At 61.3% G+C, this 16,605-nt stretch carries 13 protein-coding genes; 3 read left to right on the top strand and 10 right to left on the bottom strand.

The features are described from left to right. Nucleotides 1-12: 12 nt before the first annotated feature. Entirely contained in the window at nt 13-1,194 is a 1,182-nt protein-coding gene (locus AAEZ03_RS16015; protein ID WP_350579903.1) for a fumarylacetoacetate hydrolase family protein, read from the top strand. Nucleotides 1,195-1,245: 51 nt separating this feature from the next. On the opposite strand, the gene AAEZ03_RS16020 is transcribed toward AAEZ03_RS16015, so the two are convergent. From AAEZ03_RS16020 to AAEZ03_RS16065, 10 genes are all read right to left on the bottom strand, one after another. Further along, nucleotides 1,246-1,476, bottom strand: a complete 231-nt coding sequence (locus AAEZ03_RS16020; RefSeq protein ID WP_123749863.1) for a DUF7683 domain-containing protein — start codon at nt 1,474-1,476, stop codon at nt 1,246-1,248. After that, a complete protein-coding gene (locus tag AAEZ03_RS16025; RefSeq protein ID WP_350579906.1) occupies nt 1,473-2,678 on the bottom strand; it encodes a colicin E3/pyocin S6 family cytotoxin in 1,206 nt (401 codons plus the stop codon). The genes AAEZ03_RS16020 and AAEZ03_RS16025 overlap by 4 nt, the downstream gene beginning before the upstream one ends. 208 nt (nt 2,679-2,886) lie before the next feature. Further along, on the bottom strand, nt 2,887-4,236 hold the full coding sequence (locus tag AAEZ03_RS16030; protein WP_350579922.1) for an MFS transporter: 1,350 nt from the start codon (nt 4,234-4,236) through the stop codon (nt 2,887-2,889). 169 nt (nt 4,237-4,405) lie between these two features. After that, nucleotides 4,406-6,061: a dipeptide ABC transporter ATP-binding protein gene (locus AAEZ03_RS16035; protein WP_350579909.1), complete on the bottom strand. Its 1,656-nt coding sequence runs from the start codon at nt 6,059-6,061 to the stop codon at nt 4,406-4,408. Continuing rightward, on the bottom strand, nt 6,058-6,888 hold the full coding sequence (locus tag AAEZ03_RS16040; RefSeq protein ID WP_315975358.1) for an ABC transporter permease: 831 nt from the start codon (nt 6,886-6,888) through the stop codon (nt 6,058-6,060). Before AAEZ03_RS16040 ends, AAEZ03_RS16035 begins: the two co-directional genes overlap by 4 nt. A gap of 84 nt (nt 6,889-6,972) precedes the next feature. Further along, complete coding sequence (locus AAEZ03_RS16045) at nt 6,973-8,229, bottom strand: acyl-CoA dehydrogenase family protein (protein WP_350579912.1); 1,257 nt, start codon at nt 8,227-8,229, stop codon at nt 6,973-6,975. Between the two features lie 25 nt (nt 8,230-8,254). Next, complete coding sequence (locus tag AAEZ03_RS16050; protein WP_048370734.1) at nt 8,255-9,187, bottom strand: ABC transporter permease; 933 nt, start codon at nt 9,185-9,187, stop codon at nt 8,255-8,257. Then, entirely contained in the window at nt 9,184-10,881 is a 1,698-nt protein-coding gene (locus tag AAEZ03_RS16055) for an ABC transporter substrate-binding protein (protein WP_350579915.1), read from the bottom strand. Before AAEZ03_RS16055 ends, AAEZ03_RS16050 begins: the two co-directional genes overlap by 4 nt. Nucleotides 10,882-10,930: 49 nt before the next feature. Further along, the gene (locus tag AAEZ03_RS16060) at nt 10,931-13,060 is read right to left on the bottom strand and encodes a TonB-dependent receptor family protein (protein ID WP_350579926.1); all 2,130 of its coding nucleotides are present in this window, start codon (nt 13,058-13,060) and stop codon (nt 10,931-10,933) included. Between the two features lie 253 nt (nt 13,061-13,313). Next, nucleotides 13,314-14,414, bottom strand: a complete 1,101-nt coding sequence (locus AAEZ03_RS16065; RefSeq protein ID WP_350579918.1) for an LLM class flavin-dependent oxidoreductase — start codon at nt 14,412-14,414, stop codon at nt 13,314-13,316. 261 nt (nt 14,415-14,675) lie between these two features. On the opposite strand from AAEZ03_RS16065, the gene AAEZ03_RS16070 reads away from it, so the two are divergent. Beyond that, nucleotides 14,676-15,560, top strand: coding sequence for a transporter (locus AAEZ03_RS16070; RefSeq protein ID WP_123749856.1), 885 nt, complete (start codon nt 14,676-14,678; stop codon nt 15,558-15,560). Nucleotides 15,561-15,685: 125 nt separating this feature from the next. Continuing rightward, nucleotides 15,686-16,543 carry a hydroxyethylthiazole kinase gene (gene thiM / locus AAEZ03_RS16075; RefSeq protein ID WP_048370739.1) on the top strand — a complete coding sequence of 286 codons (858 nt, stop codon included), beginning with the start codon at nt 15,686-15,688 and terminating at the stop codon, nt 16,541-16,543. Nucleotides 16,544-16,605 lie beyond the last annotated feature (62 nt).

Below are 16,605 nucleotides of genomic sequence, written 5' to 3' on the forward strand. Positions count from 1 at the left end.
AGGATTGCCCCCATGAACACGCTGCACTTGAACATAGAAAACTCCCTGCCGCACGACTGGCAACGGGCAACCCTGGTCGGTCGCGTGTGGCTCCCCGGCGAACGCGGCGGCCCGGCCGTGGTGGTGATTCGTGACGGTGAAGTGATCGACTGCAGTGCCCGCTTCGCGACCCTGAGCCTGTTGCTCGACCATGATCAACCCCTGCAAGCGATGCGCGAAATCAGCGGCACGTCGCTGGGCTCGATCGAGGCGTTGCTGGCCAACAGCGGCGAACAGCGCGACCCGGCAAAACCTTACTTGCTGGCCCCAACCGACCTGCAAGTGATCAAGGCCGCAGGCGTGACGTTTGCCTCCAGCATGATCGAGCGGGTCATCGAAGAAAAAGCCGGTGGCGATGCCCTGCGCGCCGAAGAAATCCGCGCCCTGGTGCAAGCAGCCATCGGCGACAACCTGCGCGACCTCAAACCCGGCTCGCCCGAAGCCATGCGCCTCAAGCAGGTGCTGATCGAACAAAAAATGTGGTCGCAGTACCTGGAAGTCGGCATCGGCCCGGACGCCGAGATTTTCACCAAAGCGCCGATACTGGCCGCCGTCGGCAGCGGCAACGTAATTGGCATCCACCCCGGCTCCAGCTGGAACAACCCTGAACCTGAAGTGGTGCTGGCCGTCGACAGCCAGGGCCGCATCCACGGCGCGACCTTGGGCAACGACGTCAACTTGCGCGACTTCGAAGGCCGCAGCGCGCTGCTGCTGAGCAAGGCCAAAGACAACAACGCCTCGTGCGCCCTGGGGCCGTTTATCCGCCTGTTCGACGAGCATTTCAGCCTCGACGACGTGCGCAACTGCGAAGTGACCTTGCGGGTTGAAGGCCAAGACGGCTACGTGCTCAACGGCAAAAGCTCAATGAACCAGATCAGCCGCGACCCGGCCGACCTCGCCGCGCAAACCCTCAACGAAAACCACCAATACCCGGACGGCTTCGTGCTGTTTCTCGGCACCCTGTTTGCCCCCACCGACGACCGCGACCATCCCGGCCAAGGCTTCACCCACAAACCGGGCGATGTGGTGAGCATTGCCTCCACCACCCTGGGCGCCCTGCACAACCGCGTGACCACCAGCGACCAGGCCCCGCGCTGGACGTTCGGGGTGGGCGACCTGATGAAGAACCTGGCCGGGCGCGGGTTGTTGGGGTAAGGCATTGCGCAGTGACAGGCGCTGGATTGGCAGCGCCTGCTACCCCAATAACTAGGCATAGCTGCTTAGCTGAAAATCATAGCGATGGTCATAAATTTTTTGACCAAGGAGTTCTTCAAGCTTCTGAAGCTGCTCAGAACTCAAGTCATATCCAAATATTTCATCTTCAGGCTCTGTCCACGCCATGATGACTTTGAGCTCTGGGAGATTCTTTTGCGGAATCTCAATTTCAAAAACCATAAGTTCGGTCGTTTTATCGAAGGCCGAAATTGTGTGAGTCATGGCTCAATCCTTCTGGTTGAATCTGCAGGTTTATTCTGTTCACCTGTTACGTGATTATATTCACCAAGGTGCTTGCCTCTTTTGTCATACAGTTCAATGGCTCCATGCTGGTAATCCCACTCCAAGATGAATCCCTTGGCTGTTTTCCAGCGATGTCTCAGCTTTCCTCCTCCTTTGACAGATGTTTTTTTCGTGGCAGAAACTGCATCCGAAAAACCAGGTAGAGACTTGGGTGCCTGGTGATAGTCCATTCTTGGACCCGGCACACTCAACACAATATAAAGTGGTGCCACCCCCGAATCAGCCGGGAACACCAGGATGAAGTCCTTGTAGTCCGGCGGGTAGATCGGGTTGACGATGATTGTGTCGGCGCTCTTGGTCGGCGGGAAGATCCAGATAGGCGGTATGTGAGGAGCGCCTTTTAGCGGCGGGATGCCGAGCGTGTCGTGTGGATCTATCGCAGGTGTCCAGATCAGTTCGACGCCATCACCAAAGTCCGCCACGTATTGCGAGCCGCGCTGGCTGAACTGGATAACGTCGATCATTTCCCATTCGGGTTTTGTGCCGGTATAGAAGCCATAGCCCTTGAGCGCGCCATCTGCCTGTTGTTCAACGTACAAGCGCATGCGGGTACGGGCTTGTTTGAGTGAGCGCAGTTGGTCTTCGGTGTACAGGGCGCTGTCGGCAAGATCAGACGGCCAGAAAAAGGCCACCAAGCCTGCCAAAAGGCTCGCAATCATGGTTCCACCGGCCGTTGCTGCGACTCCCATGGCTGTGCCGCCCAAAGCCAAACCGCCGACACCCGCCGGTACCGCACCACTGATGATTTCTAACGGGACCAGCCCGGAACTGTCTGCCTGACGGGCACCCAGAATCGCGAAATGGCCGTAATCGCTCAGGCTGTCGACGGGCACAAAGCCCGTGGGGTCGGTGTAGTTGATAACGGCATCGGGCAGCTTGCTGCACTTGGCGAATACACAGCCCCGACGCTCAGGTTTCTGCGAGCTCTGCTGAGCTACCGATTCAGCCCGGCGTCGCTCCATGTAGGCATCTTGTCGGGCCTGAATGGCCTCGTAGGCCTTGATACCGTCGTCGCGTTCTTTGAGTTCGGCGGGGGTCATGTCGTCAAAGTACGAAGCCCCTTGACCACCATCGCCACCCGCACGCCGACGTGTTTGCGTCACGCCTTGCTTGTTGCTCATAGGACGCCTTCCTGTAGGAGAGCGCCGCACGGTATCGGCATGAATAGGCGCTAGAAATCAGGCGGGTCGGCAGTGCGTGTAGGCTTGAGGAGTTTCTATTGAGGGATTTGGCGCACGACACAAAACGTGTAGGAGCGAGCTTGCTCGCGATCTTTTGATCTTTAAAAAGATCGCGAGCAAGCTCGCTCCTACAGGGGGGTTGGGTGCATCAGTAGACTGCTTCGCCCGCACCGGCGGCGAGGCGGCGGAATACCAGCGCCGAGGCCATGCAGGCGATGCCGCAGAGCACCAGCATGGCGGCAACATCGCTGGTTTGCGGCACGCTGTGCCCGCGCAGGTTCATCAACACGCCCAGCAGTGAGGCCATCAGACCCACCGACAGGCTCATGCTCAATTGCACGGTCATGGCCGACAGGCTGCTAGCGCGGCTGCTCAGTGCGGCAGGCACGTCGGCGTAGGTCAGCGCGCCGAGGGTGCTGTATTGCAATGAGCGAATCACCCCGCTGCCGAACAGCATTAGCACGATGACGCTGTAGGGGGTGGCGTCGGTAAAGCTCGCGCATGAGGCCAGGGTGAGGCCGGTTAACACGGCGTTGATCACCAGCGTGCGGCGGATGCCGTAACGGCGCACCACGCGTACGGCCAGCAGTTTCATCGCAAAGGCCCCGGCGCCTCCGGCCAAGGTCAGCAGCCCGGCGTGCAACGGGCTCAGGCCAAAACACAGCTGGAACATCAGCACCAGCAAAAACGGTAACGACGAGGTGCCCAGACGCAGCAGGTTGCCGCCCCAAAAGCTGATGCCGTAGCTGGGGATGCGCAGCAGTTTCAGGTCCAGCAGCGGCTCGGCGCAGCGTTGTGCGTGGCGGATGTATAACGCGCCGCAGAGCACGCCGAGGGCGATCATCAGCGCCACCCACAGATGCGGCAACAGGCCGTGCCCCAGCGCTTCGAAGCCAAACACCAGCGTCGCCATGGCCACCGCGCTGAGCGCCAGCCCGCGTACGTCGAGCCCCTGCTCACGCACGCCGGGGTAGTACGGCACATGGCGCAGCACCAGCACGATGCCGACCAAACCGATGGGCACATTGATCAGGAAGATCCAGTGCCACGACCAATAGGTGACCATCAGGCCGCCCAACGGCGGGCCGAGCATGGGGCCGATCAACGCCGGGATGGTCAGGTACGACAGGTTGCGCAGCAGGTCTTCACGGGGTGACCAGCGCAACAGGATCAACTGCCCCACGGGCACCATCATCGCCCCCGCCGCGCCCTGGAGCATGCGCGCCAGGCACAGTTGCAGCAGGGAATTGGAAGCAGCGCAGGCCAGAGATGAGGCGATAAACAGCGAGATGGCGATCACGAATAATCGACGCGGCCCGTAGCGGTCGGCCACCCAGCCACTGACCGGCACACACAGCGCAGCCCCGAGCATGTAGAGCGAAACCACCAGGTTCATGCGGATGCTCGGCGCGCCGAAGTCGCTGGCCATTTGCGGCAAGGCGGTCATGACGACGGTGGAGTCGATCAGTTCCATGCACAGCGCACAGCCAATGATCATCGGCACGCGCCGCGATAACGGGCGCGTGTGCGGGAGGGTTTGGGCGATGGTCACTCAGGGGGTTCTCGGTGAGGATACGTGGTTGTCAGGTGGGCATATCCATTTACTGCGCAACGGCCTTACGGCCGGTTTTGTAGCCGCTGACGAGGCACGAGGCTGCGACTACGGGTTAAATGGCTAATTTAAGGAAGTCGAAGGCCATGCGGCGGCCGCTTTCCAGGTGCGGGATGGCGTCCAGCAGGGCTTGGGTGTACGGGTGTTGCGGGTGGTCGAAGACGTCGCGCACGCGCCCGCTTTCGACGGCCACGCCGTCTTTCATTACCAGCACGTCGTCGCTGACGTGGTTGATCACGCCCAGGTCGTGGGAGATGAACAGGCAGGCCAGCCCCAGGCGTTGTTTGAGGTCGTCGAGCAGTTCGAGGATTTGCGCCTGCACCGAGACGTCCAGCGCCGACACCGGTTCGTCACACACCAGTATCTGCGGCTGCGCCGCCAGGGCGCGGGCGATGGCGATGCGCTGACGCTGGCCGCCCGACAGTTCGATCGGGCGGCGCTCCAACAGTGCCACGTCAAGTTTGACCAGCGTCAGCAGTTCCTCCGCGCGGCGGGGCCATTCGCTGCGCTTGTGCCCGGCCACTTCCAGCGCTTCGTTGAGCACACGGCGCACGCTGTAGCGCGGGTCGAAGGAGCTGAGTGGGTCCTGGAACACCACTTGAATGCTGCGCCGCAGTTGGCGTTTTTCTGCCGCAGACAGGCTCAGCCACGGCTGGCCTTTGATGTGGATGTCACCGCTGTCGGGGGTTTCCAGACCGAGGATCATCCGCGTCAGGGTGGTTTTGCCCGAGCCGGACTCACCAACAATGCCCAAGGTTTTGCCCCGGCGCAGTTGCAGTGACACCTGATTGACCACGGTGCGCTGTTTGCCGTCCGGCCCCTTGAAGGATTTGCTCAAGCCGTTGACCTGCAACAGCGGCGGCGTTTGCTCGGCCTTGGCCGTGACGATGCTCAGCGGGGTACGCGCCGCGCTTTGGTTGCGGCGAAAGTGCACCGCCCTGCCCGTGCGCAGCAAGTATTGGGTGTAGGGATGCTGCGGGTCGTGCAGCACGTCGTCGACGTTGCCCTGCTCGACGATGATGCCGTTGTGCATCACCGCCACCCGGTTGGCCAGCCGCGAGACCACGGCCAGGTCATGGCTGACGATCAGCATCGCGGTGCTCTCGCCGCGCAGGGATTCGAGCAAGGTCAGCACTTGCGCCTGCACGGTGGTGTCGAGGGCCGTGGTGGGTTCGTCGGCGATCAGTAAGCGCGGGTTGCAGGCGATGGCCGAAGCAATCAGCGCCCGTTGGCGCAAGCCGCCGGACAATTGATACGGGTACTGCCGCGCGCGTAATTCCGGCTCGGGCACGCCCACCGCGCGCAGCAGTTCGATGACTTTGGCGTCACGCTGCGCCCGGTCGAGGTCGGTGTGCAGGTGCAGCGGTTCAGCGACTTCTTTGCCCACCAGGCGCAACGGGTCGAGGGAGCCCAGGGCGTCCTGCATGACAAAGCCGATTTGTGCGCCGCGTATTTTGCGCCAGGTGCGTTCATCGAACTGGCGCAGGTCCTGCCCGGCAAACGCCAGTGTGCTGGCCTGAACCTGGGCACGGGCGCCGGTGAGCCCGGCGAGGGTGCGCGAGGTCACGCTTTTGCCCGAGCCGGACTCGCCCACCAGCGCCAGGCACTCGCCGGGATGCACCTGGAAGCTCACGCCCTTGAGAGTCGGCGCCGCGTGCGCGCCAAAGCGCACATAGAGGTTTTGCACATCGATCAGAGGTTGTGTACTCATGCCCGTTTCCCTTCGCTGCGACGCAACAGTTCGCGGCCGATCGCGCTGATCGAGACCACGGTCAATGTGATTGCCAGGGCGGGCCATGCCACCAGCCACCAGGCGTTGGCCAGGTAGTTGCGGCCCATGGCGAGCATCCCGCCCCACTCCGGCGCTGGCGGCGCGGCGCCAAAGCCCAAAAAGCTCAAGGCCGCGCCGTTGACGATGTTGCCGCCAATGCCGATGGTGGCCAGGATCAAAATCGGTTTGATCGCGTTGGGCAGCACGTGCCGCCAGATCACCAAATGCCGGGGCAGCCCCAGGGTGGTGGCCGCTTCGACGTAACCGGCGCCGCGCACCACCAGAGTTTGCGCCCGCACCAGACGCGCATAACGCGGCACGTTGGCGATGCCGATAGCGAGGATGATGTTGAGCTGGCCCTGGCCGAAGAAGGTGATGATCACCAGCGCCAGCAACAGGTCGGGAAACGCCAGCAGCACGTCAATCACGCGCATGACGGCGCCGTCCAGCCAGCGCGGGCCGAGCCCCGCCGTCAGGCCCAACAAAGTACCCAACAGCAGGCCGACCGCGGTGGCGGCCACGCCCAGCACCAGCGACGGGCGCACGGCGTAGACCAGCCGGGTGAGGATGTCGCGGCCGTTTTCATCGGCGCCCAGCCAGAACAGGCTGCTGGGGGCGCTAAAGGCCAGACGCGAGTTGGCGTCGAGCGGGTCGCCCGCCACCAGCCAGCCCGGCGCAATAGCCGCGATCAACAGCAGCAATACGAACAACCCGGCCAGCAATAGGCCCGGGCGTATCGCCCAGCGCCGCGCATTGCGCGATTGCATGGCGAACAACGGCTCGGCCTGAATCACGCTGGCAACGGTGCCTGGGTGGATGGACTGGCTCATGTGCAACTCCTGAGGGCGGGCTTAAACCGCGCTGGCTTCATCGCGGGTGGCGCCGTGGGCGCTGTCCTGCTCATGCAGGGCACGCCAGGCCGCGCCGGGGCTGATGCCGTTGAGGTAGTAATTGCCCAGCGCCCGCTCGCGGTAGATGGCCGGGTTGTGCGAGGCCAGGGTACGGGCGTTGCGCCAGTGCCGGTCAAGACGGCGGGCTTGGCTGGTGGCCGAGGCGCCGCCGACTTCGAACAACAGCGTGGTGGCTTCGAGCACTTGCTCCAGCACCACTTGCTGGGCCTGGAAGGTGCGAATGTCGGCGTCGACGTAATCGGTTTCCTGCGCGCTGTCGGTCAGTTCAGCCTGATGCACGCCTTCCAGCACGTTGGCGGTGGCCAGCACCAGGCTTTCGCTGGCATAGGCCAGGCTCGACAGGCGGCCGATCACCCGTTGCACCAGCGGGTCATCCTTGGGACTGGACTGGCCCGGCACGCCGAACGCGCGGGTGCGGCCCTGCACAAAAGCCGTGGCATCGCGCAAGGCGGCCCGGGCGATACCGGCCAGCGTGGCGAGGTGGAACAGTTGGTAGAACGATGAGATGTACGATTCGGCGCGCAGTTCGCCGGGTTTGAAACGGCGCAGCACGTGCTCTGGCGCCACCGCGACCTGGTCGAAGCGCGTGGTGCCGCTGCCGCTCAGGCGTTGGCCGAAACCGTCCCAGTCGTCTTCACGGGTCACGCCCGGCGCATCGACGGCCACCACCACGCTGAAAAAGTCTTTGTCGTGCATCGCCACCGCCGCCACCCAGTCCGCGTAGATGGTGCCGGTGCAGTAGTATTTTTCGCCGTTGAGCACCCAGCCCGCGTTTTCGTTGTGCGGGTCGTTGGGCGCCAGCGACACCGAATTGGTGCTGCTGTCACTGCGCTCGGCCATGGCCGCGCCCCACAATTGCCCGGCCACCACCTTGGCAAACCAGTAATCCTGCGAGGCGGCGTCGCGGCTGGACAAGCGCCCTTCAACAAAACCGAAATGCGCACGCACGATCTGCGGCAGGTTGGAGTCGGCTTCGGCCAGGTCAATCAACAGCTGGAACAACACCGGCAAGCTGACGCCCGCGCCGCCCAAAGCCTGCGGCACACGCAGCGCCGTGAAGCCCGCCTCGCGCAGTTGGTTGACGGCGTCAAAGGCCAGTTCGCGGTGCTGCTCGCGCTCGATGGCCCCGGCCGCGATCTGGTCGAACAGCGGTTGGAAACGCGCCTTCAATGCGCGGTAGGAAGTGGTGTCGGTCATGGCAAGTCCTTGCGAAAAGATGGCGTCACACGGCTTTCGCTCGCGGGTCCACCAGGTGATTGATCAGGTCGACGAGAAAATTCACGACCACATAAATCGCTGCCGCCAGCAGGGTGATCCCCAGCAGCAGCGGCACATCCTTGGTGTTGGCGGCGTCGAGCATCAGGCGGCCGATGCCCTGGCGCGAGAACAGCAGTTCAATCACCACCGCCCCGCCCAGCAAGCTGGCAAACACAAAGCCGGACAAGGTCACCAGCGGCACCAGCGCATGGCGCAAGGCATGCTTGAGGCGCACCCCGGTTTCAGACAGGCCACGGGCGCGAGCCATGGCGATAAAGGGTTGTTCGAGGGTGTCTTCGAGTTCCTGGCGCAACACCTGGCTGAGCACTGCCGCCACCGGCAAGGCCAGAGCCACGCTGGGCAGGATCAAGGCTTGCCAGCTGTTGGAGCCGGACGGCGGCAACAGGTGCCAGCCAAACGCGAACACCAGCAGCAACCCCAGGCCGATCACGAACGAAGGCGCTGACGACAGCACCAGTTCTGTGCCCGACACCAGCGAGCGCACCCACGGCGCCCGGTTGGCACTGAGCACCGCCACCACCACGGCCAGCAGCACCGCCAGCGCCGCAGCGCTCAACGACAGTTGCACAGTGGCGCCGAGTTGCCCGCTGATGACCTGCCCCACTGGCCGGCGCAAGTTGTACGAGTCGCCCAAGTCACCCTGGGCCAGGCGTCCCAGGTACTGGCCGTACTGCACGATCAAGGGTTGGTCGAGGCCGTATTCCGCGCGCACCTGAGCTATCAGCTCGGCGCTCGGGTTGGCCCCCGGCCCGCCAAGAATGGCCATCGCCGGGTCGCCCGCACTCAGGTTGATGGCCAGAAAGGTCAGGGTTGCCGCGCCCCACAGCACGCCAATGCCGGACAACAATCGACGAAGGATCAGGCGCAGCGGATTCATTTGGCCTCCTGGTCGAGCCAGACCGTGGTGAAAATCGGGGTGTTGTGCGAGGTGTCGAAGATCAAGCCCTTGACCGCGTTGCGGTAGGCCACCAGCACATGGCTCTCGTACACCGGCGCTGCCGGGACGTTTTCGGTGAGGCGTTGCTGGGCGATGCTGTAGAGCTTTTGCAACTCAACCGGGTCGGTGGTCTGCCGTGCAGCGCTGAGGGCGGCGTCGAGTGGCTCGTCGCGAAAGCTGCCAATGTTCTGCCCGATAAAGCTCGGCGTGCTGATGGATTTGCTGTGGTAGAGGATGTACAGGCCGTCCGGGGTGTTGGTGTGCCAGTAGCCCGCGGCGATGACCTGGAAGTTGCCGGCATAGCGTTTTTCGAGGATTTGCGGCAGCGGCGCGAGGTCGATGGTTAGTTGGAAGCCGACCTTTTTCAGGTCAGCCTGAATCGCTACGGCAATGCTGCTGGGGTAGGCACCGGTTTCGTAAGTCAGCAACTCGGCCGCCAGGCGCCGGCCATTTTTAACCCGGTAACCCTCAGCGTCACGCTGCTCCCAACCGGCGCTGTCGAGCAGGCGGTTGGCTTCGGCCACGTCGTACTTGAGCACGTCTTTGTAGGCCGGGTCGTAGAAGCGCGTGTTGCTGGCCAGAAAATCGCTTTTAGGCTGGTACTCGCCAAAACCGGCGATCCAGGCAATGCCATCGCGATCAACCGCTTTGGTCACGGCACGGCGCACCACCACGTCCTGAAACGGGAACTTCTCGGTGTTGAACTGCAGGCTGCGAAACGGGTTGCCCTTGCGGATCAGGCTACGGATATGCAAATCGGGGTTTTGCCGGATGGCCTTGGCGTTTTGCGCCGGCGCATCGACGGTGAAGTCGGACTGCCCCGACTCCAGCGAGCTGAAGCGGATCATCGCCTCGGGCACGATGCTCACTTCGAGGCGGTCGAGGTAGGCCTCGCCCTGATGCCCGGTGACTTCGGGTGCCCAGTGATAACCCTTGCGCTTGACGAAGTTCAGGCCTTGGTCGCGCGTATAGCTTTCGAGCACAAACGGCCCGGTGCCGATGGGGTGTTCGGCAATGGATTTGGGTGCCTCGACGATCTGGCGCGGCGACAGCATGCTCAGGTACGACTGCGCCAGTACATCGAGAAACGGTGAATAGGGTTCGCGCAGGTGCGCTTCGAAGGTGTACTCATCAATGATGCGACCGTCCACGTACGGGGCGATGTAGGCCGCCGCCAGCGGTGATTTGGTCTTGGGGTCACGCATGTGTTCGAGGTTGAGCTGTAGCGCGCGGGCGTTGAATTTTTCGCCATCGCTGTACGTCACGTCGTCACGAAGATGAAAGGTGTAGGTCTTGCCATCTGGCGAAATTTCCCAGGACTTGGCCAGCCAAGGCGTGATGTTGCCCTGCTCGTCCTGGTACACCAGGCAGTCAAACAGGATGCGCCCTAGCCATTGCGTGTTGCCGTGGGAAATCGAATGCAAATCGAGCGTGGTGGTGTCGGATGAGGTCGACAGGCGCAGCGTGCCGCCCGGTTTGCCGGGGCTGCTTTCGCGGTAGTCATCGGGCTGGCTGGCGCTGGCATCGGCATTGACGACGATGGCGCGCGGCGCTTCGCTGGCCGGTTTGCAGGCGCCCAGCAGCCCGATACCGGCGATCAGCGCCAGGCGGGCAAGCCTTGTGGTCAGGGTCATGTGCTTCCTCCACCAGCGCCGCGTACTTCGCGACGCTGGCTGCGCAGGCTTAGAAGTTGTAAGTCACGCCGGTAAAGGCGCCGAAACCATCACCGGGGTACAGCACCGCCGTGTCTTTGCCCTGCACGTCATACGACGGTGCCACGGCAGTCACGTAGGCCTTGTTGGTGAGGTTTTTCAGGTCCAGGTACACCTGCCAGGTTTTGCCCGGATCGTCGAAGCCAAAGCGGGCACCCCACAGGGTGTAGGACGGCGCGTAGAAGCTGTTGGCGTAGTCCACGGCGGTGCTGGACGCAGTGCGCACGTTGACCCCGGCATACAAACCGTTGGCAAACTGGTACTGCAACTCGGCCTGGTAGATGTGCTTGGGCAAGCCCGGCAGTTCGTTCTTTTTGAACAGCGGGTCGTTTTCGTAGTGGAAGTCGTTGAGGGTGTACGCCTGACGCCAGTTCAAGGTGTCGCCATTGGCGCCTTCCCACAGGCGGGTGCTCAAACCGGCTTCAATGCCCTGGTGAATGGTCGGTGTCGCGTTGGAGGTAGACACCACGGCAGCCGCGGTGGCAGTGGCCGGAAGCACCTGCACGTTGAGTAGCTCGTTTTTCACCCACGACTTATAGAACGCCAGGCTGCCGTCGAAGATGCCGTATTTGCCCTTGATGCCGAACTCCACGGTGTTGGCGGTTTGTGGCACCAGTGGCTTGGTGTAGTTGGTGGTGACGCCCGAGCCGGAAATCGACCAGGAGCTTGGCGGGTCGATGGTGCGGCTGACGTTACCGAACAGTTGCACGTCGGGGGCGATGTAATAACGCAGGCCAATGCGCGGGGCGAACCGCCACTCATCGTAGAGGTACTCGCTCGGCAGGCCGCTGGTGTTGGGGCGGTCGCTGTACGAGACCTTGACGTTGCGCTTGATCTGGATCGCTGACACGCCAGTAGACAGATACAGGTTGTCGGTCAGGCCCAGGTCGTTGCAGAGGCTGAACACGTGGTCAAACGAGCCGTCGTACTTCACGTCTTTTTGCAGGATGCCGAGGTCTTTATTGCCTTTGTAGGTGCGCACGCCAGCATTGATGTGCTGGGTGCTGGTCCAGCCCGCCGTGCTGGTGCTGGACAGGCCGAACAGGTGATCGGTACGGGTGTAATTAAGCGAGTAGTTGATGTCGCGCCAATCCCAGTAGTTGGGGTTGACGGTACTTTTGCGGCTGAGTATCTGCGGGTAGTCGTGGTACACCAGCCCGGCTTCGAGCTTGGCGTCATCGTCAAAGGTGTAGGTGGTTTTGCTGCCGATCCAGGTGGAGCCGAGCTTGGTCGAATCGCCGCGCGTATCACGGGTGGCGATGTTGGTTTGCGAGGGTTTTTTCTTCAACTGGGCCAAGGTCAGTTGGCCCGAGTTTTCGTGGTATTCCTCGCGATAACGCAGGTACACGCGGGTTTCCAATTTGGGGCTGAAGCGGTAGCCGAAGTTGCTGACGATGCCCTTGGCCTTGGTGTAGGTGAAGTCCTGGAAGCCGTCGCGCTTGGAGTTGTCGACGCTGACAAAGTAGTCGGCATCGCCCACCACACCGCCGGTGCTGAGGGTTTCTTTTTCCCAGCCGAAGCTGCCGCCTTCGACCTTGATGCGCGTGCCCGGTGCAGTCAGCCCGGTGTTGGTGACAAAGTTGATGGCGCCGCCCAACGACAAGGCGCCGTATTCAAAAGCGTTGGCCCCGCGCAGCACTTCGGTGTAGTTCAGGCCCTGGGTGTCGAGCAACTCATAAGGTGTACCGCCCGCGCCGGTCAGCGCCAGGCCGTCAAAGAGAAACTTGGTGCCTTCACGGAAATACCCCGGTGAGGTGTTAGCCCCGGAGCCACGAATCGAGATCTTGATCGCATCGTTGCCGCCCGCCGCCTGGGCATACACGCCCGGCTGATAGGCCAGAGTGTCTTCAAGGGTGGCCGAGCGGCCCTTTTCGACTTCCGCCTGAGTGACCAGGCTGGTGCCGCCGGCCACTTCGTCGAGTTTGGCTTTCGCCGCTTGCACCTCGGTTTGTTGGGCGGCTTGCACGGTGACCGTGCCCAGACGTCGCTCGCCGTTCGGGCTGGCGTCATCGGCCAGGGCAAACGGGGCAAGGGTTAATAAGGCGCTGCTGACAGCGAATAAGGAGGAATGCCGTTTAACAGCAGAAGTAGCCAAGTGCACGCGTTTCAAATTATTACCCCACCTGAATAGAAAATAGGCGAGTTTCTATTGGCATAGTCAATCTCACGATGACAACGCTATTGCAGCGAACGTGCCAACTGGCTAAGTGCCTTATTTGCGGGTGTTTAAGGTTTTAATGTTGTAAGTGCGACTGTTGCGTTACAGCGCTACTGCCGAACACGTGTTTGTTTCCCAACACTTGTAAAAAATTGTTTATAAACTTTTAGCAGCACCTTAGATCAATAGTTGTTAATTAAATGAGTCGGGGCAACAGCAACTTAGCCACGTAATCGGCTTCTTCCTGCAAGGGCCAACCCGACAGGCTAATGACATTAAGTCCGGCTTTTTGTTGATAAATACCCAGTGTATTCACAATACTGTCGGGCGATCCGACAAGGTACGCCGACGACGAGCCAGTCCCGAATACATCCAGCGTTGACCACGCTGTAATCCCGGCGTACAGGTTGTTTTCCAGGCGCAATTCTTCGAGGGTCGGCAGTTGCCGCTGACGTAGCCGGGCAAGCCAACCGGCACGCTTGGCATCCGGGGCGACAAAGTTGGCAAAGTTGAACTTGCCGCCACTGCGCCGCACGATGGACTCGTTTATTTTGTCGCGCAACACCTCAACGCCGGTGGCTTCGAACATCGCATAAAAGTGCGCCAGCGCCTCGCTGTCAGTCGGCCGTACAACCACGCTGGCCAATGCGCCCAGCCCGCTGAACTGGCGCTTTGCAGCCTGCGCAGCCTGCTGCGCCTTGTGAAACTTTTCGCTCACTACCGCCACTTCACGGAGCATGGTCATGTACACGTTGACCAACTCGCCGGCGTGGGCCACGCCCGCCGTTGAATCCCCTGTGCCCCACAGTTGCACGCCGTCTTTTTGCTGCGGGTGGATTTCCAGCGGGGTATTCGGGAAGTAGGTTTTGCAGCCCTGGGCATACGAAAAAGCAAACTTGCGCCAGTAATCAATGCCCAGGGTGTAGCGGTCGGCATGGGAGGTGGTAATGCCGTAGCCCTGCATGATGTTGTCACGCCCATTGACCAGATTGACCAACAACCGGCCCTGGGTCAGTTGGTCAAACGTGAGCGCTTGTTGGGCCAATAACTTGGCCGGGACCATGCGCGAATAAAAAGAAATCAGGAACTTGATGCGCTGGGTATAACTGGCCGCAAACGAGGCCGATATAAAGGGATCATTCGGCCAAGTTGCAACATGCGCCCCATAAAACCCGCCCTGTTCAATGGTGTGCGCCAGCGTTCGATAACGCTCGAAATCAATCGGATATAACCCGCCCGGGCACCACGGATAAGTACCGTCGGCAAAGCTCAAATACCATAAAACTTTCAGGGCCACGGGGGTCTTCCTCTGTTCAGATTGGGCGAAGACTAATGAGCCTGTTTCGTGACTGTCAACGCAATACGCGGCTTAAATTAAAAGTCATAAGCTTATGTATTTACGGCATATGGACAGCTTTTTTATATCACTATCGTTAGTGATAAATGTGATTTTGATTATAAGCACGGCCTGCGTACGCTGATCACCACAGGAAACAACCGTCGCCCCTGCGGATTTCCACATCCCCGTAAACATGACGACAGACGTTTCAATAAATCCATGAAGAAGACCCACTACGCCTTACCGTTAACGCTGTTCAGCCTGCTATCCATCACCCAACAGACCCAGGCCGCAGAAGCCGACCCGGGTGATTACATTGCCGCGCCGCCGGGCACTGATCTGGGGCTGTTGTATTACCAACATTCGTCGGCCGACACTTACCGCGATGCGTCGGGTAATAAAGTCGACGGCAGTAATCGGTTCAGGTCTGACATTGGCATTTTGCGTTACGTGCATTTTATGGAGGTGCTCGGCTACACGATTGACCCGCAAGTGGTGTTGCCGTTCGGGCAGTTGCATGACGCGAAAATCGGCGGCCAGTCCATTGATGGCAACAGCGGTATCGGTGACGTGCAACTGACCTCGACGGTGTGGTTGGTGAACAACCCGCAAGCGCGCCGCTGGTTTGGTATTTCGCCGTTTATCGTCGCGCCTACCGGTACTTACGATAAGCACGAAGCCTTCAACCTGGGTGAAAACCGCTGGAAGGGCATTGTGCAGGGCGGCTTTGTGCAGGGCTTCGGGCAATACTGGAGCTGGGACTTGATCGGCGACATCACCTGGTACGGCAAAAACACGGACGCCGGTGGCGGTGATCAGACGCTGAAGCAAGACCGCTCTTACCAGGTGATCAACTGGTTGAGTTATCACCCGACTGACACGTCCCATGTGTCGATCGGCTACTCCCACACCTGGGGCGGCGCGCAACAGCTGGACGGCGTGGACAACGGCACCCGCACACGGGTTGATCAGTGGCGCGCACTGTACGCCACCAACGTTACCGCCAAGGATCAGGTGCAGGTGACACTGGCCAGGGACCTGAACGTTCGCGGCGGGTTTGAACGCGACTATCAACTGAACTTGCGTTTGGCTCATGTGTTTTAAAAAGAAATAGACATCCCCTGTAGGAGCGAGCTTGCTCGCGAGCTTTTAAAGATCAAAAGATCGCGAGCAAGCTCGCTCCTACAGGGGGGTGTGTCACATATTTTGGTTTATCAACGAAGGTGTTTATGAGCTATCACTCCCCTGCCCTTGCTGCCCCGACTATTGAGTCTGTGATTGCCACGCACGCGGCGTTGCGGGCCAATACGCCGCTGGTGCAGTGCCTGACCAATGTGGTGTCGGCCAACTTTATGGCCAATGTGCTGCTCAGCGCCGGTGCCGCGCCAGCGATGGTCGACAACCCGGAAGAAGCCGCCGATTTTGCGCGCATCGCCGGGGCGGTGCTGATCAATCTCGGCACGCCGAACACGGCGCAGGTCGAAGGCATGCGCCTGGCCGTGGCCGCTGCCCATGATGCCGGGCGCCCTTGGGTGCTGGACCCGATTGGCGCAGGCGGGCTGGCATGGCGTGGCTCGGTGGCCGCGCAATTGCTGGCGTTCAAGCCAGCGGTGATTCGCGGCAATGCCTCGGAGATCATCGGGCTGGCCGGGCTGGGCAGCCATGCCCGTGGTTTTGACACCTCCAACGACCCGGCACAGGCGGTGCCCGCCGCCGTGCAGTTGCTGGAGCACACTGCCGCCGTGTCGGCCTCGGGCGCCATTGACCATGTAGTGGGCTGGGTCGCTGATGCACAAAACCCGCCGCGCCCGTGGCTCATCAAGATTGCCGGTGGCAGCGCCTGGTTGCCCAAAGTGACCGCGTCGGGTTGCTCGCTGGGTGCGCTGGTGGCGGCGTACACCGCCGTGGCCAGCGATTACCTGACCGCGCTGGTGAGCGCCCATGTGCACTTTGCCCTGGCCGCCGAACTGGCTGAAGCCACAGCCAAAGGGCCCGGCTCGTTTGCCACGGCGTTTATCGACGGGCTGGATGCGGTGGATGCCGACCTGATCCGCGCCAAGGCCCGGTTTGAGGCCTCCGCGCTGTAAACACGAGCTGTAGGAGCGAGCTTGCTCGCGATCTTTTAACGATCAAAAGATCGCGAGCAAGC

Origin of the sequence: Pseudomonas sp. HY2-MNA-CIBAN-0224 (assembly GCF_040310285.1) — a bacterium.
In the GTDB taxonomy this organism is placed as follows: Bacteria; Pseudomonadota; Gammaproteobacteria; order Pseudomonadales; family Pseudomonadaceae; genus Aquipseudomonas; species Aquipseudomonas helleri.